Source organism: Mesorhizobium sp. B2-6-2 (assembly GCF_006440615.1).
In the GTDB taxonomy this organism is placed as follows: domain Bacteria; phylum Pseudomonadota; class Alphaproteobacteria; order Rhizobiales; family Rhizobiaceae; genus Mesorhizobium.
On the sequence record NZ_VFUG01000003.1, the window covers coordinates 372,703 to 399,702 of the forward strand.

At 64.3% G+C, this 27,000-nt stretch carries 24 protein-coding genes and 1 pseudogene; 18 read left to right on the forward strand and 7 right to left on the reverse strand.

Annotated elements, in window-relative coordinates; all coding sequences use genetic code 11:
- Positions 1 to 24 precede the first annotated feature (24 nt).
- Together ilvD and FJ419_RS09860 are read left to right on the forward strand one after the other, a co-directional pair.
- Positions 25 to 1,749, forward strand: a complete 1,725-nt coding sequence (ilvD, locus tag FJ419_RS09855) for a dihydroxy-acid dehydratase (protein ID WP_140691091.1) — start codon at positions 25 to 27, stop codon at positions 1,747 to 1,749.
- The gene (locus tag FJ419_RS09860) at positions 1,736 to 2,563 is read left to right on the forward strand and encodes a tetratricopeptide repeat protein (protein WP_140690384.1); all 828 of its coding nucleotides are present in this window, start codon (positions 1,736 to 1,738) and stop codon (positions 2,561 to 2,563) included. The genes ilvD and FJ419_RS09860 overlap by 14 nt, the downstream gene beginning before the upstream one ends.
- Positions 2,564 to 2,633: 70 nt before the next feature.
- Here FJ419_RS09860 and FJ419_RS09865 read toward each other — a convergent pair whose 3' ends face one another.
- From FJ419_RS09865 to erpA, 4 genes are all read right to left on the reverse strand, one after another.
- Positions 2,634 to 2,927 (reverse strand): hypothetical protein, encoded by a 294-nt coding sequence (locus FJ419_RS09865; RefSeq protein WP_140646697.1) that lies wholly within the window; start codon positions 2,925 to 2,927, stop codon positions 2,634 to 2,636.
- A gap of 71 nt (positions 2,928 to 2,998) precedes the next feature.
- A complete protein-coding gene (gene xth / locus FJ419_RS09870; protein WP_095765010.1) occupies positions 2,999 to 3,793 on the reverse strand; it encodes an exodeoxyribonuclease III in 795 nt (264 codons plus the stop codon).
- 7 nt (positions 3,794 to 3,800) lie between these two features.
- Positions 3,801 to 4,193: a VOC family protein gene (locus tag FJ419_RS09875; protein WP_140690387.1), complete on the reverse strand. Its 393-nt coding sequence runs from the start codon at positions 4,191 to 4,193 to the stop codon at positions 3,801 to 3,803.
- Between the two features lie 4 nt (positions 4,194 to 4,197).
- Positions 4,198 to 4,545 (reverse strand): iron-sulfur cluster insertion protein ErpA, encoded by a 348-nt coding sequence (gene erpA / locus FJ419_RS09880; RefSeq protein WP_042644753.1) that lies wholly within the window; start codon positions 4,543 to 4,545, stop codon positions 4,198 to 4,200.
- Positions 4,546 to 4,615: 70 nt separating this feature from the next.
- Here erpA and FJ419_RS09885 point away from each other — a divergent pair, with 70 nt between their 5' ends.
- The 13 genes from FJ419_RS09885 (at position 4,616) to FJ419_RS09945 (ending at position 20,981) form a co-directional block, all read left to right on the forward strand.
- The gene (locus tag FJ419_RS09885; protein WP_140690390.1) at positions 4,616 to 5,845 is read left to right on the forward strand and encodes a deoxyguanosinetriphosphate triphosphohydrolase; all 1,230 of its coding nucleotides are present in this window, start codon (positions 4,616 to 4,618) and stop codon (positions 5,843 to 5,845) included.
- A gap of 61 nt (positions 5,846 to 5,906) precedes the next feature.
- The gene (gene argS / locus FJ419_RS09890; RefSeq protein WP_140690393.1) at positions 5,907 to 7,664 is read left to right on the forward strand and encodes an arginine--tRNA ligase; all 1,758 of its coding nucleotides are present in this window, start codon (positions 5,907 to 5,909) and stop codon (positions 7,662 to 7,664) included.
- Positions 7,665 to 7,767: 103 nt separating this feature from the next.
- Entirely contained in the window at positions 7,768 to 11,250 is a 3,483-nt protein-coding gene (locus tag FJ419_RS09895; RefSeq protein WP_140690396.1) for an SPOR domain-containing protein, read from the forward strand.
- A gap of 133 nt (positions 11,251 to 11,383) precedes the next feature.
- On the forward strand, positions 11,384 to 12,403 hold the full coding sequence (gene nagZ, locus FJ419_RS09900) for a beta-N-acetylhexosaminidase (protein ID WP_140690399.1): 1,020 nt from the start codon (positions 11,384 to 11,386) through the stop codon (positions 12,401 to 12,403).
- Between the two features lie 62 nt (positions 12,404 to 12,465).
- Positions 12,466 to 13,266: a ScpA family protein gene (locus FJ419_RS09905; protein ID WP_140546603.1), complete on the forward strand. Its 801-nt coding sequence runs from the start codon at positions 12,466 to 12,468 to the stop codon at positions 13,264 to 13,266.
- Positions 13,263 to 14,018, forward strand: coding sequence for an SMC-Scp complex subunit ScpB (gene scpB, locus FJ419_RS09910; protein ID WP_140690402.1), 756 nt, complete (start codon positions 13,263 to 13,265; stop codon positions 14,016 to 14,018). Before FJ419_RS09905 ends, scpB begins: the two co-directional genes overlap by 4 nt.
- Before the next feature lie 179 nt (positions 14,019 to 14,197).
- Positions 14,198 to 14,416: a twin-arginine translocase TatA/TatE family subunit gene (locus FJ419_RS09915; RefSeq protein WP_027167260.1), complete on the forward strand. Its 219-nt coding sequence runs from the start codon at positions 14,198 to 14,200 to the stop codon at positions 14,414 to 14,416.
- An 83-nt stretch (positions 14,417 to 14,499) separates the two neighbouring features.
- Positions 14,500 to 15,228: a Sec-independent protein translocase protein TatB gene (gene tatB / locus FJ419_RS09920; protein WP_140690405.1), complete on the forward strand. Its 729-nt coding sequence runs from the start codon at positions 14,500 to 14,502 to the stop codon at positions 15,226 to 15,228.
- Positions 15,225 to 16,088, forward strand: coding sequence for a twin-arginine translocase subunit TatC (gene tatC / locus FJ419_RS09925; RefSeq protein WP_140627258.1), 864 nt, complete (start codon positions 15,225 to 15,227; stop codon positions 16,086 to 16,088). The genes tatB and tatC overlap by 4 nt, the downstream gene beginning before the upstream one ends.
- A gap of 487 nt (positions 16,089 to 16,575) precedes the next feature.
- Positions 16,576 to 17,880 carry a serine--tRNA ligase gene (serS, locus tag FJ419_RS09930; protein WP_140690408.1) on the forward strand — a complete coding sequence of 435 codons (1,305 nt, stop codon included), beginning with the start codon at positions 16,576 to 16,578 and terminating at the stop codon, positions 17,878 to 17,880.
- Positions 17,881 to 17,884: 4 nt separating this feature from the next.
- Positions 17,885 to 18,643, forward strand: a complete 759-nt coding sequence (surE, locus tag FJ419_RS09935) for a 5'/3'-nucleotidase SurE (RefSeq protein WP_140627262.1) — start codon at positions 17,885 to 17,887, stop codon at positions 18,641 to 18,643.
- A gap of 13 nt (positions 18,644 to 18,656) precedes the next feature.
- Complete coding sequence (locus FJ419_RS09940) at positions 18,657 to 19,310, forward strand: protein-L-isoaspartate(D-aspartate) O-methyltransferase (RefSeq protein WP_140690412.1); 654 nt, start codon at positions 18,657 to 18,659, stop codon at positions 19,308 to 19,310.
- A gap of 138 nt (positions 19,311 to 19,448) precedes the next feature.
- A complete protein-coding gene (locus FJ419_RS09945) occupies positions 19,449 to 20,981 on the forward strand; it encodes a peptidoglycan DD-metalloendopeptidase family protein (RefSeq protein ID WP_140690415.1) in 1,533 nt (510 codons plus the stop codon).
- A 110-nt stretch (positions 20,982 to 21,091) separates the two neighbouring features.
- Here FJ419_RS09945 and FJ419_RS31135 read toward each other — a convergent pair whose 3' ends face one another.
- Complete coding sequence (locus FJ419_RS31135) at positions 21,092 to 21,580, reverse strand: hypothetical protein (RefSeq protein ID WP_246679174.1); 489 nt, start codon at positions 21,578 to 21,580, stop codon at positions 21,092 to 21,094.
- Between the two features lie 104 nt (positions 21,581 to 21,684).
- Positions 21,685 to 22,194: pseudogene (locus FJ419_RS31565) on the reverse strand (NAD(P)H-binding protein); the annotation flags it as partial.
- Here FJ419_RS31565 and FJ419_RS09955 point away from each other — a divergent pair.
- The gene (locus tag FJ419_RS09955) at positions 22,078 to 22,914 is read left to right on the forward strand and encodes an AraC family transcriptional regulator (protein WP_181170655.1); all 837 of its coding nucleotides are present in this window, start codon (positions 22,078 to 22,080) and stop codon (positions 22,912 to 22,914) included. The pseudogene FJ419_RS31565 and the gene FJ419_RS09955 sit on opposite strands and share 117 nt — an antisense overlap.
- A 10-nt stretch (positions 22,915 to 22,924) precedes the next feature.
- Here FJ419_RS09955 and FJ419_RS09960 read toward each other — a convergent pair whose 3' ends face one another.
- The gene (locus tag FJ419_RS09960; protein ID WP_140690418.1) at positions 22,925 to 23,797 is read right to left on the reverse strand and encodes an ATP-binding protein; all 873 of its coding nucleotides are present in this window, start codon (positions 23,795 to 23,797) and stop codon (positions 22,925 to 22,927) included.
- 267 nt (positions 23,798 to 24,064) lie between these two features.
- On the opposite strand from FJ419_RS09960, the gene yajC reads away from it, so the two are divergent.
- Both yajC and secDF read left to right on the forward strand, forming a co-directional pair.
- On the forward strand, positions 24,065 to 24,403 hold the full coding sequence (yajC, locus tag FJ419_RS09965; RefSeq protein ID WP_095765024.1) for a preprotein translocase subunit YajC: 339 nt from the start codon (positions 24,065 to 24,067) through the stop codon (positions 24,401 to 24,403).
- Positions 24,404 to 24,457: 54 nt separating this feature from the next.
- Positions 24,458 to 26,998 carry a protein translocase subunit SecDF gene (gene secDF / locus FJ419_RS09970; protein WP_140690421.1) on the forward strand — a complete coding sequence of 847 codons (2,541 nt, stop codon included), beginning with the start codon at positions 24,458 to 24,460 and terminating at the stop codon, positions 26,996 to 26,998.
- Positions 26,999 to 27,000 lie beyond the last annotated feature (2 nt).

Below are 27,000 nucleotides of genomic sequence, written 5' to 3' on the forward strand. Positions count from 1 at the left end.
GCGGGGTGTGCGGCAAGGACGATGATGGACGCCAAGGCAATCTCCAAGGCCAAGCTGCCCAGCCGCTACGTGACCGAAGGTCCGGCGCGCGCGCCGCATCGTTCCTATCTTTATGCCATGGGCCTGTCGGCGGCCGAGATCGCGCAGCCGCTGGTTGGCGTCGCCAGTTGCTGGAACGAGGCGGCTCCTTGCAACATCTCGCTGATGCGCCAGGCGCAGGTGGTCAAGAAGGGCGTTGCGGCCGCGAACGGCACGCCGCGCGAGTTCTGCACCATCACCGTCACCGACGGCATCGCCATGGGCCACCAGGGCATGAAATCGTCATTGGTGTCGCGCGAGGTCATCGCCGATTCGGTCGAGCTCACCATGCGCGGCCATTGCTACGATGCGCTGGTCGGGCTCGCCGGCTGCGACAAGTCGCTGCCCGGCATGATGATGGCGATGGTGCGCCTCAACGTGCCGTCGATCTTCATCTATGGCGGCTCGATCCTGCCCGGCAGCTATCGCGGCCGGCAGATCACCGTGCAGGACGTGTTCGAGGCGGTCGGCCAGCACTCGGTCGGTACGATCAGCGACGCCGAATTGCTCGAGATCGAGCAGGCGGCCTGTCCTTCCGCCGGTTCCTGCGGCGCCCAGTTCACCGCCAACACCATGGCGACCGTTGCTGAAGCCATTGGCCTGGCGCTGCCCTATTCCTGCGGCGCGCCGGCGCCCTATGAAATGCGCGACCGCTTCAATTTCGCCTCGGGCGAAAAGGTCATGGAGCTGATCGCCAGGAACATCCGGCCGCGCGATATCGTCACGCGCAAGGCGCTGGAGAACGCGGCGACCGTGGTTTCGGCCACTGGCGGCTCGACCAACGCGGCGCTGCATTTGCCGGCGATCGCGCATGAGGCCGGCATCAAGTTCGACCTGTTCGACGTGGCGGCGATCTTCGAGAAGACGCCCTATATCGCCGACCTCAAGCCGGGCGGCAAATATGTCGCCAAGGACATGTTCGAGGCCGGCGGCATTCCGCTCCTGATGAAGACGCTGCTCGACCACGGCTATCTGCATGGCGACTGCATGACGGTCACTGGCCGCACTTTGGCCGAAAATATGGAGCACGTTTCCTGGAATGAAAGCCAGGATGTTGTGCGTCCCGCCAATCGGCCAATCACCAAGACAGGCGGCGTTGTGGGCTTGAAGGGCAACCTTGCCCCCGAAGGCGCGATCGTGAAGGTCGCGGGCATGTCGGACCTGAAATTCTCCGGTCCGGCGCGCTGCTTCGATTCGGAAGAAGAGTGCTTCGAGGCGGTCACGCAGCGCAATTATCGGGAAGGCGAGGTTCTCGTCATTCGCTACGAGGGGCCGCGCGGCGGTCCTGGCATGCGCGAGATGCTGTCGACGACGGCGGCGCTCTACGGCCAGGGCATGGGCGGCAAGGTGGCGCTGATCACCGACGGGCGCTTCTCCGGCGCCACGCGCGGCTTCTGCATCGGCCATGTCGGGCCGGAAGCGGCGGTCGGCGGGCCGATCGGGCTGATCCAGGACGGCGACGTGATATCCATCGACGCCGTGAAAGGCACGATCGAGGTGGCCCTGTCGGACGCCGAACTGGCGGACCGGGCAAAGAGTTGGAAGGCGCGCGAGACCGACTATCAGTCCGGCGCGATCTGGAAATATGCGCAGGCCGTAGGGTCGGCCCGCGACGGCGCGGTGACCCATCCGGGCGCGGCCAAAGAAACGCACTGCTATGCGGATATCTGAGGTGTTGAGGTCGTCTGTCTTTTCGGCACTGGTCGCTCTGGCGACCTTGGGCGCCGTTGGGCAGGCCATGGCCTTCGACGACAAGGTGTTCGACGACAAGACCGGCGTGAAGCCGCAGTCGAGCCCCTGGGCGGTGTTCCAGTTCGGCTTCTCCGCCTATAAGAGCGGCCATAAGGATCAGGCGGTCGAGGCCTATAAATACGCCGCCGAGAACGGCCAGATCGGCGCCACCTGGAAGCTTGCGCGCATGTATGCCGAAGGCGACGGCGTGACGCGCGACGATTACGCCGCCTTCAAGTTCTTCTCGGAAATCGTCGATCAGGATGTCGAGCCCGGCTCGCCGGAAGAGAGCTATGTGTCGGACGCGCTGGTGGCGCTCGGCGACTATCTTCGCAAGGGCATTCCCGGCACTCCGGTCGAGGAAAACGACGTCGCGGCGCAGGAATATTACATGCGCGCCGCCGCCAACTATCGCAATCCGAACGCCCAGTTCGAAATCGGCCAGATGTTCCTCAAGGGCGAGGGTGGCGTGAAGGCCAGCGTCAAGCAGGCAGGCCGTTGGTTGCAGCTCGCGGCCGAGAAGGGCCATGCCGGCGCGCAGGCGACGCTCGGCAATCTACTGTTCCAGAGCGGCAAGGTCGTGCGCGGCCTGGCGATGATGACCGCCGCGCTGGCGCGGGCTCCGGCGGCCGACCAGCCCTGGATTCGCAACATGCAGGAAGAGGCTTTCGCCGCGGCCGGCGAGGCCGATCGCCGGACCGCGATCTCGCTCGCCGACGATATCCTGACCAAGGGCAACAACGGCGACCAGTAAGCGCAGGTTTTCTCTCGCAGATCTCAAAAAGATGCCGGTGTCCGGCAGCGTCGCCGACCGTGGCGCAGAATCAATTCTCGGTCGGCTCCGTCGGCGTCTGGCCGGGCGTCGGGGTCGAGAGCGATGTCGGGTGCGGCTTTGGCGCTTCGCCCGGACATTCGTCCTTGATCCTGGTCCAGGACGTGTTGTTGAGAACCATGTCGCAACGGGCGAGATAGCTCTCGCCGGCCAGCATCAGGCACGCCGTCTCGCCGACGTTGAAGGATTTGCCGTTGGCAAGACAGGTTGGCGCCGCCAGCAACGGCGTCGGCGCGGCAAGCGCCAAGGCAAGGCCAGCTGGCCAGAAAAGAAATCGGATCGCCATTCAACCCCCGCAGCAAGCCGCATCAAAGATGGGATTTGTGGCGATACTGGGTCCGGGAGCCTGGCAACGTCTCAGGCGGGCTGCAGGCTGAGGTCGATGGCGACCGGCACGTGGTCGGAAGGCTTTTCCCAGGCGCGGACGTGCTTTTCCACCGAGGCCGACGAGAAGCGGTTGGCGGCTTCGGGCGAGAGCAGCAGGTGGTCGATGCGAATGCCGTTGTTCTTCTGCCAGGCGCCGGCCTGATAATCCCAGAAGGTGTAGACGCCGGCCGAGTCGGTCACGGCGCGCACAGCTTCGGTGAAGCCGAGATTCTTCAGCCGGCGGAAGGCCTGCCTCGTCTGCGGCTGGAACAGCGCGTCGCCCAGCCAGTTTTCGGGAAACCGGGCATCGGCGGGTTCGGGAATGACGTTGTAGTCGCCAGCCAGAACCAGCGCTTCCTCGAGCCGCAGCCGCTCCTGCGCCCAGCGCTCCAGCCTCGCCATCCAGGCGAGTTTGTAGGAAAACTTCCGTTCATCGTCGACCGGATTGCCGTTGGGCAGATAAAGCGAAGCGACGCGCAAGGCGCCCTGGTCGGTGGAAAAAACGCCTTCGATGAAGCGGGCATGGTCATCCGCATCATCGCCCGGCAGGCCGCGATTGACCTCGTCGAAGGGAAGCTTCGACAGGAGAGCGACGCCGTTAAAACTCTTCTGGCCGTTGGTCTCGACATTGTAGCCCAGCGCCTCGATCTCGGCGCGCGGGAACTGGTCGTCGACAGTCTTGATCTCCTGCAGGCACACGATGTCCGGCGCGCTTTCGGTCAGCCAGTGGGTGAGGTTGCCGATGCGGGCGCGAACGCCGTTGATGTTCCAGGTGACGATCTTCATGAGGACCTCAATGCTCTTCGGGCGGCAGGCGTTCGACCAGGCCGATCGTATTGCCTGCGGGGTCCTTTAGAAAGGCCATCCATTCGCTTTCCCCCGCCGGGCCGAACTGCCCCTCGATGTCGCGGTGGACGAGCGTCGGCGGCGCGGTGAAGGGAATGCCCGCGGCCTTCGCCCTGGCGTGGAAGGCTTCGAGGCCGGCGATGTCGAGATAGACGGTGCCGGCCGGAACGCCGTCGGTGAAGAGGAGGCGCACGTCACCGGCCATAATGAAGGCAATACCGGGCGGGTCGTAGCGAGCGTGCACGTTCAGACCAAGCACGTCGCGCCAGAAAGCAAGCGTCGCATCGAGATCGCGGCCAGCCGAGAGCGCGACCTGACGGACCGCGCCGATGGCAGGCATCGGGCTATATGGAGAAGCTCGTGCCGCAGCCGCAGGAAGCGACCGCGTTCGGGTTCCTGATCTGGAAGGACTGGCCCATCAGATCGTCGACGAAGTCGATCACCGAGCCGCCCATATAGACCAGCGACAGGTCGTCGATCAGGATGGTCGCGCCGTCCTTCTCGATGGCGACATCGTCATCGTTGCGGTCGCCTACCAAGTCGAACTTGTAGGAAAAGCCGGAGCAGCCGCCGCCCTCGACGGAAACGCGCAGCGCCGTCTTGCCCGGTTCGCCGGAGACAATCCTGGCGATCCGCTTGGCCGCGGCATCGGTCATCTCGACCTTCATGGCAGTCTTGGCATCCGCGCCCATCGGCGTCACCTTGCTTTCGGTTTCACATGATAGGTATGAAGCGGGCAAGCCTGAGTCAACTGGTGGATCAATGGACGAGCGGCAGGGCAAGGATGCTCTCGGCGACATCGGGTTCGGCGACCGGCCGCGCGCGACCTATGCGAGCGATCCGGCGCGCTCGCGCGGCCGCCTGTTCGACGAGCCGGAAAGCCCGACCCGCACACCGTTCCAGCGCGACCGCGACCGCATCATCCATTCCACCGCCTTTCGCCGGCTGAAGCACAAGACGCAGGTCTTCGTCGCGCATGAGGGAGATCACTACCGCACACGGCTGACGCATTCGATCGAAGTGGCGCAGATCGCCCGCGCGCTGGCACGGGCATTGCGCGGCGACGAGGATCTCGCCGAAGCCGTGGCGCTGGTGCATGATTTCGGCCATACGCCCTTCGGCCATACGGGCGAGGATGCGCTCAACGAGAAGATGGCCGCCTGGGGCGGTTTCGATCACAATGCCCAGTCGTTGCGTGTCGTGACGCGGCTCGAGCGCCGCTATGCCGAATTCGACGGGCTGAACCTCACCTGGGAAACGCTGGAAGGGCTGGTCAAGCATAACGGCCCGCTGACCGATGCGAGCGGAAAGGGGCTCAAAGGCCCGGTGCCGCAGGCGATCCGCGACTATTCGGAGCTGCAGGATCTCGAGCTCGACCGTTTCGCCGGCATCGAGGCGCAGTGTGCGGCGATCGCCGACGACATCGCCTACAACGCCCATGACATCGACGACGGCTTGCGCGCCGGCCTGCTGACGCTGGATATGCTTGGAGAGGTCGGTCTGCCGGGCTCGATCCTGAACGGCGTGCGTGCCAAATATCCTCAGCTCGACGATGTGCGCACCGGCCACGAGCTGATGCGCCGGCAGATCACGCTGATGGTCGAAGATGTCATCGCATCGACCGCCGCCAATATCGAACGCCTGAAGCCGGACAGCGCCGACGCGGTGCGCGCGGCCGGCGGGACCCTGGTGACTTTCTCGGCCAGCATGGCGGCGGCCGAAAAGGAATTGAAGGCCTTTCTCTACAAGCATCTCTACCGGCATGCGGAGGTTATGCGCGTGCGGGCCGATGCCGAACAGATCGTGCGCGAGCTGTTCGACGTCTATTTCGCCGATCCGCGCGCCATGCCCGACGGCTGGCGCGAAGGGCTCGACCGGGCCGAGGACCGCATTAAGGCGCGCAGCGTCGCCGACTTCCTGGCCGGCATGACCGACACCTATGCCTTGAAGGAACATCGGCGTCTGTTTGACCATACGCCCGATTTGAGCTAGGGCGAGCCTCGATTTTGCCGGCCATCGAGCCGGTCGTCTCTTGAAGCCCAGAGCACTTCCGATGAATATCTTCGCCGATTTCAACGCGCGGATCATAAAGGCCGTCGAAGCCCTTGATCTGAAAGACAAGGACGGGGCCGCGCCCGACCTGTCGCGTGTCGCGGTCGAGCCGCCGCGCGATGCCAGCCATGGCGACCTCGCCACCAATGCGGCGATGGTGCTGGCAAAGCCCACTGGACAGAACCCGCGCGCGCTTGCCGAGAAACTGGCCGAAGCGCTGCGGGGCGATGCTGATGTTGCCTCGGCCGAGATCGCCGGGCCGGGCTTCGTCAATCTCAGGCTGAAGGACGGCTTCTGGCACACGCATCTGGCGGCGTTGCTCGGCGAGGGGCGCAATTATGGCCGCTCGACCGTCGGCGGCGGCCGCAAGGCCAATGTCGAATATGTCTCGGCCAACCCGACCGGCCCCATGCATGTCGGCCACTGCCGCGGCGCCGTGGTCGGCGATGCCTTGGCCAATCTGATGGCCTTCGCCGGCTACGACGTGACCAAGGAATACGTCATCAACGACGCCGGCTCGCAGATCGACGTGCTCGGCCGCTCGGCGTTGCTGCGCTATCGCGAGGCGCTCGGCGACGATATCGGCGAGATCCCGCCTGGTCTTTATCCGGGCGACTATCTGGTCCCCGTCGGCGAGGCGCTGGCCAAGGAATTCGGCCGCGGCCTGCTGCAGATGCCGGAAGAGGAGGCGCTGGCGATCGTCAAGGACCGCACCGTCGACGCGATGATGGCAATGATCCGCGAGGATCTGGCGCTGCTCAACGTGCATCACGACGTGTTCTTCTCCGAGCGCACGCTGCATGCCGACAACGCCAAGAAGATCCGGGCGGCGATCGCCGACCTGACGCTGAAGGGCCACATCTACAAGGGCAAGCTGCCGCCGCCCAAGGGCGAGAAGCCGGACGACTGGGAAGATCGCGAGCAGACGCTGTTCCGCTCGACCGCGGTCGGCGACGACATGGACCGGGCCCTGGTCAAGTCGGACGGCTCCTTCACCTATTTCGCCGCCGACGTTGCCTATCTCAAGGACAAGGTCGACCGCGGCTTCGTCGACCTGATCTATGTGCTCGGCGCCGACCATGGCGGCTACGTCAAGCGGCTCGAAGCGCTGGCGCGCGCGGTTGCCGGCGATGCCGTCAATCTCACCGTGCTGCTTTGCCAACTCGTAAAACTGTTCCGCGATGGCGAGCCGGTCCGCATGTCGAAACGGTCCGGCGATTTCATCACGCTGCGCGAGGTCGTGGAAGAGGTCGGCCGCGACCCGATCCGCTTCATGATGCTTTACCGCAAGAACGACGCGCCGCTCGATTTCGACTTCGCCAAGGTCACCGAGCAGTCGAAGGACAATCCGGTGTTCTATGTGCAGTACGCGTCGGCGCGCTGCCATTCCGTTTTCAGGCAGGCGAGCGAGCAGCTCGGCGAGGCGAACTTCGATCGCAACCGGCTCGCGGCCTCGGTGGCTGCGCTGGCCGACGAGGGCGAGATCGCGCTGATCCGGAAGTTGGCCGAATATCCGCGGCTGATCGAATCCGCGGCGCTTTCGCTGGAGCCGCACCGGCTCGCATTCTACCTTTACGATCTGGCTTCCGGCTTCCATGCACAGTGGAATCGCGGCAACGACAACCAGGACTTACGTTTTGTTAAGGTTAACGACCGAGAATCAACTTATGCCAGACTAGGGCTGGTGCAGGCTGTTTCGGATGTTTTGACCTCCGGCCTGACGCTGATCGGGGCAGACGCGCCCATCGAAATGCGTTAGGTTTAACTAAAAAACCTGTCACCTTTTGCCCACATTGCGCTGGTAAGGGCCAACCCTGCGCGACGTCCATGGCGTCCGACTGTGTGCGAGTTCGGGAACAATAATGGCAGACAGAACCCCGCTGAAAGTAGCCGACCACAACGACATCGCCGACGATGATCCGTTCGCTGAACTGACCCGGATCATGGGTTTCGATCCGCGCCAGCCGGTGAGGCAGCCGGCCCCCGCGGCCGAAAAGGCCAATCAGGCCGTGGCGGCTGACGATTTCGACATCGACCTCGAGAAGGAGTTGATGGGCGAGTTCGACTCCGTCGAGGAAAGCGCGCCGGTCGCTCAGCAGGCTGCACCGCATCAGATCAGCAAAGAGCCGGCCTTCGAGGCTGCCGCCGCCGCCGCGAATGACGACGAGCTTACCGCTTCCTTCGAGCAGGATTTCGTGTTCGACGACGCGGCGGATTATGCCGACTTCGCCGTGGCCCGTGCGCCGGAGCCGGATATTGCGCTGCAGCCGCAGGTGGCGCCCGAACCGGAAATCGCACCAGAGGCGCATTTTGCATCTGAGCCGCATTTCGCGCCTGAGCCACAAGAAGCTTCCGAGCCGGAAGTCGCTTTCGACGACGATTTCGACAAGGCTGTCGCCAGTTCGCTCGATGCCTCGCCGGTCGAAGATGATCTTGCGATCGACCGGGAAATGGCGGCTTCGCTGGACCAGGATTTCCAGCTCGACCATCACGAGCCTGCCAACCTCGACGATCAAGAGCTCGCCAACCTCGACGATCAAGAGCCGGCCTACGCGCGTCAGGACGCCGTCGAGGCCATGCAGGCCGCGAGCGAAGGGGCGTTCGACGCCGATTTCGACAACGCGGTCCAGATGTCGCTCGAAGACGAGCTGTCGTTTGAGAGCCACGAGCCGGAGCAGCATGCGCAGGCCGCCGAGCCGGTCGAAGCTCACGCAGCCGCCCCGCTGATTTCCGAGGATGATTTTGCCGGTCATTTCGATCAGGCGATGACCGATGTCGATATCAATCTCGGCCAGGATATGGATCTCGGCCAAGGTCAGGATCTTCAAGAGCCTGAGCTGTCGCTCGACGACGAGCCTGCGCCGACGGTCGAGGCGCCGGCCGAGACGGCTGCCGCCGAGCCGGAGCTCGCCGCGCCCGAACCTGCCGCCGCGCTGACCCTCGATGACGATTTCGAGCTGAGCTTTCGCGATGCGCTGAACGAGGAGCCGCAAGCTCCGGCCCTCGAGCCCGTTGCCGCGTTGCAGCCGACCGTCGCCGAGGCGGCTCCCGTCGTCGCCGCTCCGGTTCCGCCGAGCGCCGCCGTTGAGCCCGAGAAGCCGGCCGCCAGCGAGCGGAGCCTGGAAGACGAGCTCAATGCGCTGCTTGGCGCCATGACCGCGCGGCCGATGCCGGCTATCAGGGAGCCTGCTCCCGCGCCACGGCTGGTTGCGCAACCTGCGAGCTACGAAAGCGAGAAGGCCGAGGCCGACGATCTCGACTGGGATCTCGACGAGCAGCAGCCGTCGCAGAGCGGCGAGGGCGGCCAGCCGGTTGAAAGCGACTTCGACGACCTGCACGCCAGCGAGCTCGATCACCAGGATTTTGCAACCTCGGCCAAGGCAGAGCCCGCGGTCGATTTTGACGACGACGCTTTCGGCGCCGCTTTTGCCCGCAGTATCGAGGCCGAGCAGGAGGCCGCCCGGGCGAAGGCAAATTCGTCCGATTGGCTGCATTCGACGAACACCGAGCCGGCAAGGTCGTGGAGCCGTTCGACCCCCACCTCTGCTCCGCCGGTACAGGCTTCGTTTGCGCAGCCGGCAGCGCCGGTGCAGATGGCCGCGCCTTCAGCGCCAGCGCAGGTGGCGGCGCCGGCCTACCGCAGCGAACCGGCTGCGGATTATTCAGCCTACGCCAAGCCGGCGCAGACGCCCGTGCCGCAAGCCCGCGAGCATGATGACATGCCCGACGTCGAGACGGTCGACGTGCCGGAGCGCGTGGTCGCGCTCGCGGACGACCTCGACATTCCGGAGCTCAGCTTCGAAGAGGACCAGCCGGCCGCACCCGCATATGACGATCTCGATGCGGAATTCGCCAGCCTGCTCACCGACATGAACGCGACGGAGATCGCGTCGATGCCGACACAGAGCCGCGGTTATGAGGACGAATCCTACAATGCCGGCTTCAACGGCTATGATCGTCGCGACTTGCGTGCCGAGGCTCCGGCGGCTCCAGTGGCCCCGGCTGCGCTTGCCGTCGCGAACGGTTACGATGCCGATGATTTGCCCGGCAGCCGGCCGGTTTCGCAGGCGGACGATTTCGCCGCCGATGAGCTCGACTATGATCCCGAGCTCGAAGAGGCGATGGCGATCCCCGGGCTCGCCGAGCGCGAGGCGGCGCAGCCGCGCCGGCGCGGCGTGATGATCGCGGCGCTCGTCGGCGCAGCGGTGGTTTTCGGCGGCCTTGGCGCGCTGGCCTTCTCCTTCGGCGGCAAAGGCGGCGGCGCGGCCCCGGTGATCGTCAAGGCCGACAATTCGCCGATCAAGGTGAAGCCCGAGAATCCCGGCGGCACGGTGGTGCCGAACCAGGACAACAAGGTTTACGACGCGGTCGCCAAGGGCGGCGGCGCGGCCAAGCCGGCCAAGCCGGCCGAGCCGGTGCAGCAGAAGCTGGTGAACACCACCGAGCAGCCCGTGGATCTGGCATCGAAGGAACCGCCGCAGAGCCGCGTGGTCGAGCTTTCGCCCAACGACAATGGCGCCGCGGCCGGCACTGACGCCGCCAGCGATCCAGGCACAGCGTTGCCCGGTGTCGCGCAAGCGGCTGTGCCCGCAAGCGCGCAACCTGCCGCGCCGGCAAGCGCGCAGCCGGCGGCACCGGCGCCGAAGTCGGAAGACCGCATCGCCCAGGTGCTGCAGCAGGATGCCGAGAACACCGCCAACAACGATGTCGTCGCCGTCGCGCCGCGCAAGGTGAAGACGATGATGGTGAAACCCGACGGCTCGCTGGTGCCGCGCGAGGACCCGGCTCCAGCCGCTGCGCCGAAGGTCGCCGCGGCCGAACCGAGCGATCCGGCGCCGCAACATGTCGCGCCGGCCTCCGACGGCCAGCAGACGGGAACCGTGGGTTCCGACGCAGGCCAGGCCGGTACGGACCAGGCCGATGCGCCGGCCGTCAAGCCGGTGAAACCCGCGAAGAAGACCGAAGCCAAGGCGCAGTCGGCCAACACGCCGGCAGTGGTGCCGGTGGCGCCGGCGCGTCCGTCCGACCAGCCGGTCGATATCGTCGGCGAGGTCAAGCCGGACCAGGTCGCTTCGATCGATCCGGCGGTGGCCGCCGGCGGCGGCTCGTGGTCGATGCAGATCGCCTCGCAGCCGACGGTCGAAAGCGCGCAGTCGACTTATCAGGACCTGCAGCGCCGCTATGGCGGCGTGTTGTCCGGTCGCACGGCCAACATCGTCAAGGCCGAGGTCGCGGGCAAGGGCACCTTCTACCGCGTCCGCGTTGCGGCCCAGTCGCGCAACGATGCGATCAGCCTTTGCACCAGCTACAAGGCGGCCGGCGGCAACTGCTTCGTATCGCGCTGATTAGATCAAGCCTATCAAAGCCGGCGCCGCCGCGAGGCCGCGCCGGCTTTTCGTTGTGGACGGTTGCGGGCTTTAGCTGGTCCGAGGGCAGGGGTGATTCCCTTTGCTCGCTCAAAGCCTTAAGCTTCCGGGCATGAGCGAATCAAAATCCATGATCCTCGGCTGCGCCGGGAAATCCCTCACCGAGGACGAAATCCATTTCTATCGGGACGAACGTCCCTGGGGCTTCATCCTGTTTGCGCGCAACATCGGCGAGGCCGGGCAGATCCGCGACCTCGTCGCCTTGATGCGCGACTGCGTCGGTCGCCCGGACGCTCCGGTCTTCATCGACCAGGAAGGCGGCAGGGTGCAGCGCCTGCGTCCGCCGCTGGCGCCGAACTACCCGGCCGGCGGCGCGCTTGGCGCGTTGTGGCGCGACGATCGCGAGGCCGGCCGCCGCGCCGCCTGGCTGATGGCACGGCTGCATGCCTTCGATCTCTCGCGCCTCGGCATCACCGCCGACTGCCTGCCGGTGCTCGATGTGCCCGTCGAAGGCGCCAGCGACGTCATCGGCGCGCGCGCCTATGGCAAGGAGCCCAATGCCGCGATCGAGCTTGGCCGGGCCTCGGCCGAGGGGCTGATGTCGGGCGGCGTGCTGCCGGTGATGAAGCATATTCCCGGCCACGGCCGCGCCTTTGCCGACACGCATTTCGCGCTGCCGACCGTCGATGCGCCGCTCGATGAACTCAGACGGCATGATTTTGCCCCGTTCAAGGCGTTGAACGAGCTGCCGATGGCGATGACGGCGCATGTCGTCTACAGCGCGGTCGACCCCGACAATCCGGCGACCACGTCCGCCAAGGTCGTCGATCAGGTGATCCGCGGCGAGATCGGCTTCGACGGGCTGCTGATGAGCGACGACACCTCGATGAAGGCACTTTCTGGGGATTTCCCGACAAAGGCGGCCTCGATCCTTGCGGCCGGCTGCGATCTCGTCCTTCACTGCAACGGCGTTTTCGAGGAGATGTCGGGGATCGCGTCGCGCACGACGGCGCTGTCAGGCAAGTCTTTGCAGCGCGCCGAGCGGGCGCTGACCTATATAAAGGATCGCGACGCCGCCGATGAAACGGCCATACGCGCAGAATTCGCCACCTATTTCGAAGCGGTGGCCTGAACCGAAGGGACGAAAGGCAAGTGGCGGAGACATTGGAAGGCAAGGCCGCGAAGGCCGCACCGATGGACCGCCTGTGGGCCGAGAACGACGATTCACGCCTGACCGGCGACCCGTCGCTGGTCGTCGACGTGGCCGGTTTCGAAGGCCCGCTCGATCTTCTTTTGCATCTTGCCCGCAACCAGAAGGTCGATCTGGCGCGCATTTCTATCCTGGCGCTTGCGGAGCAATATCTGGCCTTCGTCGAAAAAGTGCGGGCGCTGAGGCTAGAGCTTGCCGCCGACTATCTGGTGATGGCGGCGTGGCTCGCTTTCCTGAAGTCGAAGCTCTTGATCCCGAAACAGCCGGGCGAAGAGGGCGAAAGCGGCGAGGAACTGGCGGCGGTGCTGCAATTCCGGCTGAAGCGCCTTGAAGCCATGCGCGACGCCTCGGCGCGGCTGGTGAACCGCAACCGCCTTGGCCGTGACGTCTTTGCGCGCGGCATGCCGGAAATGGTCATCGTCGAGAAGCGCAACAGCTTTTCGGCTTCGCTCTATGATCTGCTCACCGCCTATGCGCAGCAGCGCCAGCGGCAGGCGATCAACAATGTGACGATCGCCCGGCGCGCCGTGTGGTCGCTCAAGGATGCACGCGAGGTGCTGGCGCGGCTGATCGGCTCGGTCGGCGACTGGACGACGCTCGACAGCTTCCTGATCGAATATCTGGCGGCGCCGGAAGAGAAGCGCACGGCGATGGCCAGTTCCTTCGCGGCGACGCTCGAAATGGTGCGCGAGGGCAAATTGGAAGTGCGGCAGGACCAGGTGTTCGCGCCGATCTATCTGCGCGGCCGCGCAGAAGGGGTAAGGGCAGTCGAGGTGGTATCATGAGCGAACGCGCCAACGCTTCGGTCATCCCGTTCAAGGTCGAGGACGAACCGGAAGACGAGATGGCTGAGCAGGGTTCCATCGAAAACCCGGCCGAGCGGCTGCAATTGTCGGAAGCCGTGCGCATGGCCGAGGCGATCATTTTCGCCAGTGCCGAGCCGGTCAGCGAAAGGCAACTTGTCGCGCGCCTGCCGGAAGGCGTCAACATTGCCGCCGCAATGGCGGATCTGCAGGAAATCTATGCCAAGCGCGGCGTCAACCTGGTACGGGTCGGCGACGCCTGGGCCTTCCGCACCGCCGGCGACCTGGCTTTCCTGATGAGCCGGGACTCCGTGCAGCAAAGGAAGCTCTCGCGCGCGGCGCTCGAAGTGCTAGCGATCATCGCCTATCACCAGCCGGTGACGCGCGCCGAGATCGAGGACATCAGGGGTGTCGAAACGTCCAAGGGCACGCTCGACACGCTGTTGGAAACGGAGTGGGTCAGGATGCGCGGCCGCCGCCGCACGCCCGGACGGCCGGTGACCTACGGCACCACGGACGCTTTCCTCGATCATTTCGCGCTGGAGGAGATCCGCGATCTGCCCGGCATGGAAGAGCTGAAGGGCGCTGGCCTGCTCTCGACGCGCATGCCGGCGAATTTCTCGATGCCTGTGCCGCCGGCCGATCCGGACGCGCTCGCCGAAGACGAGGATGCGCTGACCGATATCGACCTCGAGGAGCTCGGGTTGCTGACGCCGCGCGTCACCGACGAGTGATCATCAAATCGCCGCGAATGGTCTATTAGCAGAGGCTGCGCGGATTCGTAGCAAGCCGCTCACGCCGAAAGTGCGTGACATCCGCTAGCCATTTTATCAACTTCGTAGCGGTTGTGTTTGAATCCCCGAGCGAAAACGCATAGATCATCGCCGAGGGAAACCATTCGAGAGAGATTGTTATGGGTTCATTTTCGATTTGGCACTGGATGATCGTGCTGGTCATCGTGCTTCTGGTGTTCGGCCGCGGCAAGATCCCGGAACTGATGGGCGACATGGCCAAGGGCATCAAGAGCTTCAAGAAGGGCATGGCCGACGACGACGCCGACGACAAGCGTACCGTCGAACATCGCGCTGACGAGACTGTTTCGCCGGCCAAGGAAAAGGTCAGCAAGAGCTGATCCTGGTTGTTGCTTTGAGCATGCCGTTGTCCCAAAACCGCTTCGCATTTTTGGGCACCAGGCACCCGTCGGAATAGATTGTCATGTTCGAAGTCGGTTGGAGCGAGCTGCTGGTGATCGCGGTCGTCATGATCGTGGTCGTCGGGCCTAAGGATTTGCCCAACATGCTGCGCACCTTCGGCCGCACCGCGGCGAAATTGCGCGCCATGGCCGGCGACTTCCAGAAGCAGTTCAACGAAGCGCTGAAGGAAGCCGAGCTCGACGATGTGAAGAGCTCGATCGATAGTCTTCGCGGCCTCAATCCGATGAACGAGGTGCGCAAGCAGCTCAATCCGTTCGAGCAGGCCGCGGCCGATGTGCGCGCCGGGGTCGATACGATGATGAAGCCCAAGCCGGCCGCCGATCCGGCGGCGCCGGCAGCGGAAACGCCGCAGGCCGCCGAGCCGCTCAAGAACGGTGCGACGGACCTGCCCGGCGTCGGTGGACCCGAGGCTGCCTCTGCCGCTCCAACCTTCCCGGCCATGACCGACGCCTCCGTCACCGCACCGGGTTCGGACACCGCCGTGCCGGCCAAGCCGGCGAAAAAGGCGGCGACCGCCAAGGCAAGGACCGCCGGCGCAGCGGCGAAAACGGCAGCGGCATCAAAGGCGCAGGCAGCAAATGCGCCGGCCAAATCCTCGCCGGCTGCGGCTAAAGCCGCCGCGCCCGCCAGGAAGGTCGCGCCCAAGACTGAGACAAAGCCTGCCGCGGCGAAGAAGCTGGCCGCGAAGAGGGCAACCGACGGCAAGAAGATGACGGGCGGCACCAAGTGAGCGTTTCGGACAAGGAAAAGGAAGAAATCGAGAAATCGTCCGCGCCGCTGATCGAGCATCTGATCGAGCTGCGCCGCCGCCTGATCTGGTCGCTGGGCGGCTTCTTCGTCGCCTTTCTCGTCTGCTTCTTCTTCGCCAAGCGCCTGTTCAACCTTCTGGTCGTCCCCTTCAAATGGGCGACGCAGTGGGCAGGGCTCGACCCGCATAAGGTCGAGCTGATCTATACCGCGCCGCAGGAGTTCTTCTTCACCCAGGTGAAGCTCGCCATGTTCGGCGGCATGGTGATCGCCTTCCCTCTGATCGCCACGCAGATCTACAAGTTCATCGCACCCGGCCTCTACAAGAACGAGCGCAGCGCCTTCCTGCCGTTCCTGATCGCATCGCCCATCCTGTTCGTGATGGGCGCCTCGCTGGTCTATTTCTTCTTCACCCCGATGGTCATGTGGTTCTTCCTGGCCATGCAGCAGACCGGCACCAACGACCAGGTGCAGATCTCGCTGCTGCCGAAGGTGTCGGAATATCTCAGCCTGATCATGACGCTGATCTTCTCCTTCGGCCTGGTGTTCCAGCTGCCGGTGGTGACCAGCCTTTTGACGCGCGTCGGCATATTGTCGTCGCAGGCGCTGGCCGAGAAGCGCAAATGGGCGATCGTCCTTTCCTTCGTCGTTGCCGCCGTGTTGACGCCGCCCGATCCGATGAGCCAGTGCGGCCTCGCCATCCCGACCATCATTCTCTATGAGGTCGCCATCTGGTCCTCGCGCATGATCGAGCGCAGCCAAGCGCGCGACCGCCTGGCGCGCGAGCAGGCGGAGGCGGGGAGCTCTGCCGCCAGCAACACGCCGGATGCGCCGTCGGCGTAAGTCGCCCGACACAGGGATTTTGAAGGCTGCCGTTTGTCTTGGTGCAGGATTCTCCGTTCATGTCCGTGAAATCAGCCCAAACGCCGGGATTGGTTGAAGCCGCCCCAACGTCGTCATTCTATGGCGAAGCAAGGAGCGAAGCGACGCGGCGCAGACCATAGAATCCATGCCGTGACTTGGAAGCGCCGCCGCGGTGCAGAATTTTGGTCCGTTGCACGCCTTGGCGAAGGTAACGGCATGGACTCTAGGGTCTTCGCGACGGAGCTTCGCTCCTGCTCCGCCCTAGAATGACGATCGCGATGGGCGTTTCGGCCAATCTCAAAGCCATGCCGCCTGCCAACGCAAACATAGCCGACCGGTCAAAATCCCTGTGCTGGGGAAACTGGACGCACCCCAGGTCGGGAATCGCGGCGATGCGCCTAACCGCCGTCTTGCATCGATGGCGGATGCGGTTTACCCCCTCGATCCTTACTTTTGAGGATCGACCATGCTTGATATCAAATGGATTCGCGACAACCCCAAGGCCCTTGTCGAAGCGCTGGTGAAGCGCTCGTGGCCGGCGGGCGAGGCGCAGTCCATGGTCGACGACCTAGTCGCGAAGGACGAAGCGCGGCGTTCGCATCTCAGCGAGCTGCAGGTCAAGCAGGAGCGCCGCAATGCCGCTTCGAAGGAGATCGGCAACGCCATGCGTTCAGGCGATTCAGCGCTCGCCGAGAAGCTCAAGGGCGAGGTCAGCGAGATCAAGGCGTTCATCCAGAATGGCGAGGCGCGCGAGCGCGAGCTCGACAAGGCGCTGGACGACGCGCTGGCGGTTCTGCCCAATGTGCCGCTTGACGACGTGCCGGTCGGTAAGGACGAGCACGATAATGTCGTCAAGCGCATCGTCGGCGAGGTGCCGACGCGTCCGAATTGGGTGAAGGAGCATTTCGAGATCGGCGAAGCGCTCGGCATGATGGATTTCGAGCGGGCGGCGAAATTGTCCGGCTCGCGCTTCACGGTGCTGAAGAGCCAGCTGGCGCGCATGGAGCGGGCGCTCGGCCAGTTCATGATCGACCTGCACACCACCGAGCACGGTTATGAGGAGATCATCCCGCCGCTGATGGTGCGCGACGAGGTATTGTTCGGCACCAATCAGCTGCCGAAATTCGAGCTCGACCTGTTCTTCACGCCGCATGGCGACAGTCGGCTTGGCCTCATTCCGACGGCGGAAGTGCCGCTCACCAATCTCGTGCGAGAAGAGATCACCGCGCATGAAAAGCTGCCGCTGCGCTACACGGCGCTGACGCCATGCTTCCGCTCGGAAGCCGGCTCGGCCGGCCGCGACACACGCGGCATGCTGCGCCAGCACCAGTTCTACAAGGTGGAGCTGGTCTCGATCACCGACCAGGAAAGCTCGCTCGCCGAGCATGAGCGCATGACTGAATGCGCCGAGGAAGTGCTGAAGCGGCTCGGTCTGCCGTTCCGCACGGTCACGCTCTGCACCGGCGACATGGGCTTTGGCGCGCGCAAGACCTACGACATCGAGGTCTGGCTGCCGGGGCAGAACGCCTATCGCGAAATCTCGTCCTGCTCGGTCTGCGGCGACTTCCAGGCCAGGCGCATGGATGCCCGTTACAAGGACAAGGACGGCAAGGGCAATCGCTTCGTCCATACGTTGAACGGCTCGGGTACCGCGGTCGGCCGCGCTCTTATAGCCGTCATCGAAAACTACCAGAATGAGGATGGCAGCGTAACCATTCCTGAAGTGCTGCGGCCTTACATGGGTGGTCTCGCCAAGATCGAAGCGAAGTGACTTGATGCGCATTCTCCTGACCAATGACGACGGCATCCATGCCGAGGGGCTGGCGTCGCTCGAACGCATCGCCCGCACGCTGTCGGACGATGTCTGGGTGGTCGCGCCGGAGCAGGACCAGTCCGGCTATGCGCATTCGCTGTCGATCTCGGAGCCGCTCAGGCTGCGCAAGATCGGTGAGAAGCACTACGCCGTGCGCGGCACGCCGACGGACTGCGTCATCATGGGCACGAAAAAAATCCTGCCCGGACCGCCGGATTTGATCCTGTCCGGCGTCAATTCCGGCGCCAACATCGCCGACGACGTCACCTATTCGGGCACCGTGGCGGGCGCCATGGAAGGCGCGCTGCTCGGCGTCCGCTCGATCGCGGTGAGCCAGGCCTATTCCTATGTCGGCGAGGATCGCGTCGTGCCTTACGAGACGACCGAGGCGCTGGCGCCGGCGTTGCTCAAGCGACTGGTGGAGACGCCGCTGCCGGAAGGCGTGCTGCTCAACGTCAATTTCCCGAACTGCGCGCCCGACGAGGTGGAGGGCACCGTCGTCACCGCGCAGGGCAAGCTGGTGCACAGCCTTTGGGTCGACGAGCGGCGCGACGGGCGCGGCCTGCCTTACTACTGGCTGCGCTTTGGCCGCGAGCCGGTCGAAGGCAAAAAGGGCACGGATCTCCATGCGCTGCGCAACCGGCTGGTGTCGGTGACGCCGCTGCAGCTCGACCTCACCGCCCATGAACTCCGCGACCAACTGACCAAGGCGCTGTCATAAAATAGGTTTTGGCATGAATACGGGCCTCGACGACCGCGAAGGTTTTGCCGCTTTCCTGCTCAGGCTGCGGGGCAGGGGCGCGGCGCCGAAGGCGCTGGTCGCCGCCTTCGAGGCGACGCCGCGGCGCGGTTTCCTGCCGGCGCAGTTCCATGCGGTCGCCTGGTCGGACGGCATGCTGCCGATCGAATGCGGCGAGGCGATCGAGGGCGCCGATCTGCAGGCGGCGGTGATCGCAGCACTTCACATCGAGCCGGGCAACCGCGTGCTCGAGATCGGCACCGGCTCTGGATACACCGCAGCGGTCATGTCGAGGCTTGCGGCGCGCATCATCACCGTCGACCGCTACAAGACGCTGGCCGAGCAGGCAAAGCAGCGCTTCGAGGCGCTCGCCATCAGCAACGTCATCGCCCGCCAGGCCGACGGCTCCAACGGCTTGCCCAATGAAGGGCCGTTCGACCGTATCGTCGCCTGGGCCGCCTTTGACAGCCTGCCGCGCTTCCTGCTCGACCAACTGTCGAGCGGCGGCATCGTCATCGCGCCGATCGGCCCGGAAGAGGGCGAGCAGGTGCTGGCCAAGCTCACCAAGGTCGGCAGCCGCTTCGAGCGCGAGGACATCGGCATGGTCAGGCTGCAGCCGATCCTGCGCAGCGTCGCGATGGTGATTTAGCGGGCCTCACAGCCCTCGCCAAAATTCCCGCCAATGTTTTAAGAAAATTTTCGTCGGATTCTAATGGGTTAACCGCCCAGTAACATTAACGCGCTTTAATCGTGACCAGTTTGTACCGGGTCTGTGCGGGTTAGTGCGATGCAATTCAATCACTTGAAGGCAAACAGACGTAATCTGGCGCGCGGTTGCGCTGTCCTGATGATTGCCGGCGCGGCGGCCGGGTGCAGTTCCCAGTCGATGCGCTTCAACGGTGTCGACGACGTCTTCACGTCATCCACCAACAATCAGCGCGCCATCATCAACAAGCAGAATGTCGACCAGCCCTATCCGGGCGACACGGTCGCTCCGGCGCCGGTCGACGGCACCCACACCCAGTCGGTGAGCCGCTCGAGCCTCGAGCCGGTCACGGCGCAGCAGCTGCCGCCGCCCTCGCAGCCTGCCGCCGCGCCGGCCAGGCCGCAGCGCACAGCGTCAGCCCCCGCCCTTGCTCCGGCTCCCGCGCTTGCTCCCGCGCCGCATGTCGACAGAACGACCACCAACACCGTCGCGCCGGCCAAGCCGTTCAAGGCGGCCGAGCCCGACGCCGTGCGCAATGCCAGTGCTGCCCCGCATGCGACCGAAATCGTGGTGCGCGACGGCGAGACGCTTTCGGGCCTGGCGCAGCACTATCATGTGCCTGCCGATGCCATCGCCAAGGTCAACGGGATCGATCCGAAGAAGGGCATCCGCAGCGGCCAGAAGATCGTCATTCCCGCCTATGCCTATTCCAGCAAGGCGGAGCCGAAGGTCGCCGAGGGCAAGCCGGTGAATACACCGAAGCAGCCTGCCGGCGCGCCGGAGAAGGTCGCGGTGCTGCCGCAGCAGCCGAAAATCAAGGACGGCAAGTCGGCCGCTCAGGTCGACACATCGGCCGCGGCCAGCGGCTCGAAGAACCCCAAGCCAGCGTCGCAGATGGCCGAGGCCAAGCCGGCCGGCGCCGGCGGCTCCTACACGGTGCAGCAGGGCGATTCGCTGTCCTCGATCGCCAGGAAGACCGGTGTCGGCGTCGTGGCGCTGAAGAAGGCCAACGGCATGCAGGACGGCCTGCTCAAGATCGGCCAGACGCTCAAGGTTCCGGCCGGCGGCACGGTCGCCGTTGCCGCGGCAAAGCCCGCGGCCACAAAGCCGGCGGTCGATCCGGTGACGACGGCAACGACGCCGCCGGCGGCCAAGACCACCGAGACGCTCGCCTCCTATACGCCGCCGAAGAAGGATGCCAAGGTCATCCAGCAGGCCGAGGACGACGATGCAGTGGCGCCCGACGCGACCGGGATCGGCAAGATGCGCTGGCCGGTGCGCGGCCGCGTGATCTCCGGCTTCGGCTCCGGCAAGGACGGCGTCGACATCGCGGTGCCGGAAGGAACGCCGATCAAGGCGGCCGAGAACGGCGTCGTCATCTATGCCGGCGACGGCCTCAAGGAGTTCGGCAACACCGTGTTGGTGCGGCACGAGAACGGCCTGGTCACCGTTTATGGCCATGCAAGCTCGATCGAGGTGCAGCGCGGCCAGAAGGTCAAGCGCGGCCAGGAGATCGCGCTGTCCGGCATGAGCGGCACCACCGACTCGCCCAAGCTGCACTTCGAAGTGCGCAAGAACTCGGCCCCGGTCGATCCGAGCGGCTACCTCGAATAGAACAAGAACCGTTTGCGGGCCGCCTGACCTCCAGTCCGGCCCGCCGTCTTCAGCCCGCTCCGCAAGGAGCGGGCTTTTTCAGATTCGTTCAAGATGCCTTCCCGCAAGGTTCAGAGATGATCACGGAGCGTGTCGGCGATCATCTCTTCAAGGCTGCTGGCCTTCACGCCAAGAAGTGTCTCCGCGTCGGAGCTATCGACCAGCAAGGGGCTCTCGAACAGGTACCGCATCTCGACGAGCTCATGCATGCCAAGGGCTTCCATCTCGGGGACGGAATAGGAGCGTGGCTCCGGAATCTCTTGTCCGAGCATTGCCGCGGTTTTCCGGATGAGTTCGCGGGGCGAGGCGTATTGCGAAGGAACATGAAACGCCCGTCCCCATTCACCCGTGTAGCGGGAGACCGCGACAAGCGTGCTCGCGACGTCCTTGGTGAAGGCCCAGGCATGAGTTGCGTCGAGGTCTCCAATGAAGGCGGTGGGCTTGCCTTGGATGATGGAGGGCAGCGCGACCAGCGAGAAGTAGCTGATCGCGCCATGTCCGAGATAGTCGCTGGACCGCACTTCGATCGCCGGCACACTGGCGCGGACCGCCGCTGCCACATGATGGTCCTGGCGGTTCCCTTCTTCGAAGTCGGGTCTAGAGACATGTCGGAGCGAAGCGGACGGTCGGCATTTTCCCCATAACCATAGAGGTTGCCAAGCACGATGAGCTTCGCGCCGACAGCTTCCGCCGCGCGCACGGTGCCGTCGATTATGGGGAAAAAGTCGGTGGGCCACCGATGATATGTGGCCATGGCGCACATGAAAATGGCATCGGCGCCTCGGCAGACACGTGACAGCTCCGCAGCGTCCGTGGCGTCAGCCCGTATCGTCCGCACATTCGGCAACGCGTTCGAACCGACGCTTCGGCTTGTGAGCACGACATCGTGTCCTTCTTCGCCAAGACGGCGAGCCGTCTCGCGGCCAACCGGGCCCGCGCCGACAACAACATAGAAACTCATGGCAACCTCTCTTCCAAGCTTGATGGAGAGGCGTGAGTACGAGTTCACGGCGTTGAAAATCGCGCGGGAATTGCCAAATCTTGGACAGGTTTTGCCATGAATCGAGAGACCATGCCTTCGCAATTCGAGCCGGCCCGATCCTCGTCCGACGTAGCAATGGTCTCCCGGCATGTTGAAGCAGGCGTCCATCGCCTGTCCCGGGCGCCACACCATCGCATCATGGTGCATGCCAGCGCGGCAACGCGCTCCTACTGCAACCAGGTCGGGCGATATTTCGTCAGGCGCGCCGGCGATATCGACCTGGTGCCGGCTGGCGAGGAGGGCGGCTTCGATGCCGAAACCCCGTTCGAGACGATTGAGATCATCTTGCAGCCGGCCTTGATGGAAAGGGTCGCCGCGGAACTTGGCGGCAGGGCGCGAGCGTCGCGGCTCGACACGCGCCATTTGCTTCGTGACCAGCGCATCGAACATCTCGCCCGAGCGCTGCAGAGCGACCTCAATGCCGGCGCGCCGAGCGGCCCTTTGTTTGCCGACAGCATCGGTGCCGCTCTTGCGGTGAGGCTGCTCGGTCTTGATGGCCCAGACATTGTTCAAACGAACCGGTTGTCGGATGCGCAGCTCAAGCGAGTTCTGGAACACATAGAGACCGCTCTCCACGAGCCGCTTTCGATTGACCGGCTGAGCCGGGTTGCCGGCGCGAGCAGCTCGCACTTGCGGACATGGTTCAAGGTGGCGACGGGCGTCACCCTGCATCGCTACGTGCTGCGACGCCGCGTGGAAAGGGCGCGCGTTCTGCTCAAGCAAGGCGATCTGAGCACGAGCGAGGTTGCAGCATTGACGGGCTTCGCGCATCAGTCACATCTAGCGCATTGGATGCGCCGCGAAATCGGCCAGACGCCGCGCGACTTGCGACGGGCGCAGTCGCCCAGGTGACGTTAACGTTTCAATCCTTGAGCGGCTTGCCGAGCCTCCCGGCGAGGTCCTGCGTGAACTGCCAGGCGACGCGGCCGGAACGGCTGCCGCGCGTGGTTGCCCATTCCAGCGCCTCGGCGCGCAGCTGCTCGGGGTCGATCGCCAGATCGTGGTAGCGGACATAGCCGTCGATCATGTCGAGATATTCGTCCTGCGAGCATTTGTGGAAGCCGAGCCACAGGCCGAAACGGTCGGAAAGCGAGACCTTTTCCTCGACCGCTTCCGAAGGGTTGATGGCGGTGGAGCGCTCATTGTCGATCATATCGCGCGGCAGCAGATGCCGCCGGTTGGACGTGGCGTAGAAGATGACGTTGCCGGGCCGGCCCTCGACGCCGCCCTCGAGCGCCGCCTTCAGCGATTTGTACGACGTGTCGTCATGGTCGAAGGAAAGGTCGTCGCAAAACAGGATAAAGCGCCAGGGGGCCGCCTTCAGGAGACCCATCAACTTGGGCAGCGTGTCGATGTCCTCGCGGTGGATTTCGATCAGCTTCAGCGGCCGGTCGAGCTTGTCGGAGGCGTTGACGGTGGCATGCACGGCCTTGACAAGGGACGATTTGCCCATGCCGCGCGCGCCCCACAAAAGCACGTTGTTGGCCGCATAGCCGGACGCGAAGCGCTCGGTGTTGTCGAGCAGGATGTCGCGCACGCGGTCGACGCCGCGGATCAGGCCGATGTCGACGCGGTTGACCTTGCGCACCGGATCCAGAAAACCAGGGTCCGCCTGCCATACGAAACAGTCGGCAACGCCGAGGTCGGTCTGCGGCACGGGCGGCGGGGCAAGGCGAGCGACTGCCTCGATCAGGCGGTCGAGTTTCTTGTTCAATGCGTCAATGCTGTCGGTCATCTCAGGTCTTTTTTGTCGAGGTATTTCAGCGTGTGGGAGCGGCTTCCATGACATCGCTGCAAGAACCAGGTCCAAGCTTTTGTTGGAGCATGATCTTTTCGGTGGCCTCGAAGCCGCTTCCGCTGCGACGCTCTAGCACGCCGCGAACGGCTGGAAAAGCAACGGATCGGGCTCGCAGCGCAGTTGCATTGGCAAGTTTACCGACTATATTCCGGCCAAATTTCGCGGGGCCGCCGCAGCGGTATTTCACCATCCAGGAGTTTCTTGATGTTCGTTACACCGGCATACGCCCAGGGCGTCGGCGCCTCGCCAGACATGTTGATCTCGATTTTGCCGTTTGTCCTGATTTTCGTGATCATGTATTTTCTGATCATCCGGCCGCAGCGCGCGCAGTTGAAGAAGCGCCAGGAAATGCTGTCGGCGGTGCGCCGCGGCGATACGGTGGTGACCGGCGGCGGCTTCGTCGGCAAGGTGACCAAGGTGATCGACGACAACGAGCTGGAGATCGACCTTGGCGGCGGAACCAAGGTGACGGCGCTGCGCTCGACGATTTCGGACGTGCGCGTCAAGGGCGAGCCGGTGGCGAACCAGAACGCCAAGAAGTAATCCTAACCTCGATGGCGGAACGCTGCCGCTTGTACGCCTGAACGGATAAAACGAATGCTCTATTTTTCGCGCCTGAAGATGATCCTGATCTGGCTCGCCGTGGCGGTCACAGTGATCCTCGCCGCGCCCAATCTCTTCCCGGCGAGCATGCTGGCGCAATTGCCGAACTGGGTGCCGAAGCGGCAGATGACGCTGGGCCTCGATCTTCAGGGCGGCTCGCACATCCTGCTGCAGATGGATCAGAACGACCTGATCAAGGATCAGCTGCAGACGACGCGCGACGAGATCAGGACGCTGCTGCGCGATGCCAAGATCCAATATACCGGCCTTGGCGGAACAGGCCGAACCGTGCAGGTGCGCATCAATGATGCGAGCCAGATCGAAGCCGCCAAGACAGCGCTGAAGCCGATAACCAACCCGGTCGCAGCCGGTCTGTTTGCCGGCGGTTCCGTGCAGTCGATGGCGCTGGACGATTCCGAGCCTGGGCTGTTGAAGTTCACCGTCACGGATGCGGGCATCAAATATCGCACCTCGACCGCGCTCTCGCAGGCGATCGAGGTGGTCGAGCGACGCGTCAACGCGCTTGGCACGACCGAGCCGATCGTGCAGCGGCAGGGCGACGACCGCATCCTGGTCCAGGTGCCCGGGCTCCAGAACCCGCAAAGACTCAAGGACATCATCGGTCAGACCGCCAAGCTGACGTTCCAGATGGTCGACACGTCGGTGCCGGTCCAGGACGCGATGAAGAATCGCCCGCCGGCTGGCGACTCGGTCCTTTATTCGCAGGACGATCCGCCGGTTTCTTACCTCGTCGAGAACCGCGTTATCGTCTCGGGCGAAGACCTGTCGAATGCGACGCCAACTTATAATTCGCAGACCAATGAGCCGGTGGTTTCGTTCACCTTCAATTCCCGCGGGGCGACCAGGTTCGGCCAGGCGACCCAACAGAATGTCGGCAAGCCGTTCGCCATCGTGCTCGACAACCAGGTGATTTCGGCACCGGTGATCCGCGAGCCGATCCTCGGCGGCAGCGGCCAGATCTCCGGCAATTTCACGACCGAGAGCGCCAACGACCTCGCCGTCTTGCTGCGCGCCGGCGCCCTGCCGGCCAAATTGACCATCATCGAAGAGCGTACGGTCGGCCCGGGCCTTGGTCAGGACTCCATCCACGCCGGCAAGGTGGCTGGCGTGATCGGCTCAATCCTCGTCGTAGCCTTCATGTTCGTCGCCTATGGGTTCCTCGGTTTCCTGGCCAACATCGCTCTGGCTGTGCACGTGGCGATGATCGTCGGCGCGCTGTCGCTGCTCGGCGCCACGCTGACCTTGCCCGGCATCGCCGGTATCGTGCTCACCATCGGCATGGCGGTGGACTCCAACGTCCTGATCTATGAGCGCATCCGCGAAGAGCGACGCAACGGCCGTTCGGTTATCCAGGCGATCGACACCGGCTTCTCGAAGGCGCTGGCGACGATCGTCGATTCCAACGTCACCTCGCTGATCGCCACCGTGGTGCTGTTCTGGCTGGGCACAGGCCCGGTCAAGGGCTTTGCGATCACCTACGCGATCGGCATTTTGACCACGGTCTTCACAGCCTTCACCTTCACCCGCATGCTCGTGTCGATCTGGCTGCGCCGCGCCCGGCCGAAGGAACTGCCGCGCGCGCCGGTCACCTTCATTCCGCCGGGCACGAAGGTCCCATTCATGGGCATCCGCCGCTGGACATTTGCTCTCTCCAGCACGTTGTCGATCCTGTCGGTCGTCGGGTTCCTGACCCTTGGCATCAACTACGGCATCGATTTCAAGGGCGGCTCGCTGATCGAGGTGCAGTCCAAGCAGGGCGATGCCAATCTCGGCGACATCCGCAGCAGGCTCTCCGAGCTCAACATCGGCGAAATCCAGGTGCAACAGTTCGGTGCGCCGAACGACGTGCTGATCCGTGTCGGCACGCAGGACGCCGGCGAGAATGCAGAGCAGACCGTGATCGACAAGGTGCGGGGCGAACTGCAGGACCAGTATGACTTCCGCCGGGTCGAGGTGGTCGGGCCGACGGTCTCAGGCGAGTTGGCCAAGCAGGGCACGATCGCCATGCTGATCGCGCTGGCGGGCATTCTGCTCTATGTCTGGTTCCGCTTCGAATGGCAGTTCGCCGTCGGCGCCATCGTGGCCACGGTGCACGATGTGGTGATGACGATCGGCTTCTTCGTCTTGACAGGGCTGGAGTTCAACCAGTCATCGTTGGCGGCCATCCTGACTATCATCGGCTATTCGCTGAACGACACCATCGTGGTCTATGACCGCGTTCGCGAGGATCTGCGAAAATACAAGAAGATGCCGCTGCCGCAGCTCTTGAACAACGCCATCAACGAGACGCTGTCCAGAACCACGCTGACCTCCGTCACCACGTCACTGGCGCTGTTGGCACTGGTGCTGTTCGGCGGCGAGGTGATCCGTTCCTTCACGCTGGCGATGCTGTTCGGCGTGGTGTTCGGCACCTATTCGTCGATCTTCATCGCCGCGCCGCTGCTGATCCTCTTCAAGCTGAGGCCGCAGGCCTCGGCTGAGGAGCCGGTGAACGGCAAGGCGGTGGCGACCTGACG

Excerpts from the sequence above, each read along its gene's own strand:
- ilvD (WP_140691091.1), top strand. The coding sequence starts at position 25 with ATGGACGCCAAGGCAATCTCCAAGGCCAAGCTGCCCAGCCGCTACGTG.
- FJ419_RS09860 (WP_140690384.1), top strand. The coding sequence starts at position 1,736 with ATGCGGATATCTGAGGTGTTGAGGTCGTCTGTCTTTTCGGCACTGGTC.
- FJ419_RS09865 (WP_140646697.1), bottom strand. The coding sequence starts at position 2,927 with ATGGCGATCCGATTTCTTTTCTGGCCAGCTGGCCTTGCCTTGGCGCTT.
- xth (WP_095765010.1), bottom strand. The coding sequence starts at position 3,793 with ATGAAGATCGTCACCTGGAACATCAACGGCGTTCGCGCCCGCATCGGC.
- FJ419_RS09875 (WP_140690387.1), bottom strand. The coding sequence starts at position 4,193 with ATGCCTGCCATCGGCGCGGTCCGTCAGGTCGCGCTCTCGGCTGGCCGC.
- erpA (WP_042644753.1), bottom strand. The coding sequence starts at position 4,545 with ATGGGCGCGGATGCCAAGACTGCCATGAAGGTCGAGATGACCGATGCC.
- FJ419_RS09885 (WP_140690390.1), top strand. The coding sequence starts at position 4,616 with ATGGACGAGCGGCAGGGCAAGGATGCTCTCGGCGACATCGGGTTCGGC.
- argS (WP_140690393.1), top strand. The coding sequence starts at position 5,907 with ATGAATATCTTCGCCGATTTCAACGCGCGGATCATAAAGGCCGTCGAA.
- FJ419_RS09895 (WP_140690396.1), top strand. The coding sequence starts at position 7,768 with ATGGCAGACAGAACCCCGCTGAAAGTAGCCGACCACAACGACATCGCC.
- nagZ (WP_140690399.1), top strand. The coding sequence starts at position 11,384 with ATGAGCGAATCAAAATCCATGATCCTCGGCTGCGCCGGGAAATCCCTC.
- FJ419_RS09905 (WP_140546603.1), top strand. The coding sequence starts at position 12,466 with ATGGACCGCCTGTGGGCCGAGAACGACGATTCACGCCTGACCGGCGAC.
- scpB (WP_140690402.1), top strand. The coding sequence starts at position 13,263 with ATGAGCGAACGCGCCAACGCTTCGGTCATCCCGTTCAAGGTCGAGGAC.
- FJ419_RS09915 (WP_027167260.1), top strand. The coding sequence starts at position 14,198 with ATGGGTTCATTTTCGATTTGGCACTGGATGATCGTGCTGGTCATCGTG.
- tatB (WP_140690405.1), top strand. The coding sequence starts at position 14,500 with ATGTTCGAAGTCGGTTGGAGCGAGCTGCTGGTGATCGCGGTCGTCATG.
- serS (WP_140690408.1), top strand. The coding sequence starts at position 16,576 with ATGCTTGATATCAAATGGATTCGCGACAACCCCAAGGCCCTTGTCGAA.
- surE (WP_140627262.1), top strand. The coding sequence starts at position 17,885 with ATGCGCATTCTCCTGACCAATGACGACGGCATCCATGCCGAGGGGCTG.
- FJ419_RS09940 (WP_140690412.1), top strand. The coding sequence starts at position 18,657 with ATGAATACGGGCCTCGACGACCGCGAAGGTTTTGCCGCTTTCCTGCTC.
- FJ419_RS09945 (WP_140690415.1), top strand. The coding sequence starts at position 19,449 with ATGCAATTCAATCACTTGAAGGCAAACAGACGTAATCTGGCGCGCGGT.
- FJ419_RS09955 (WP_181170655.1), top strand. The coding sequence starts at position 22,078 with ATGAATCGAGAGACCATGCCTTCGCAATTCGAGCCGGCCCGATCCTCG.
- FJ419_RS09960 (WP_140690418.1), bottom strand. The coding sequence starts at position 23,797 with ATGACCGACAGCATTGACGCATTGAACAAGAAACTCGACCGCCTGATC.
- yajC (WP_095765024.1), top strand. The coding sequence starts at position 24,065 with ATGTTCGTTACACCGGCATACGCCCAGGGCGTCGGCGCCTCGCCAGAC.
- secDF (WP_140690421.1), top strand. The coding sequence starts at position 24,458 with ATGCTCTATTTTTCGCGCCTGAAGATGATCCTGATCTGGCTCGCCGTG.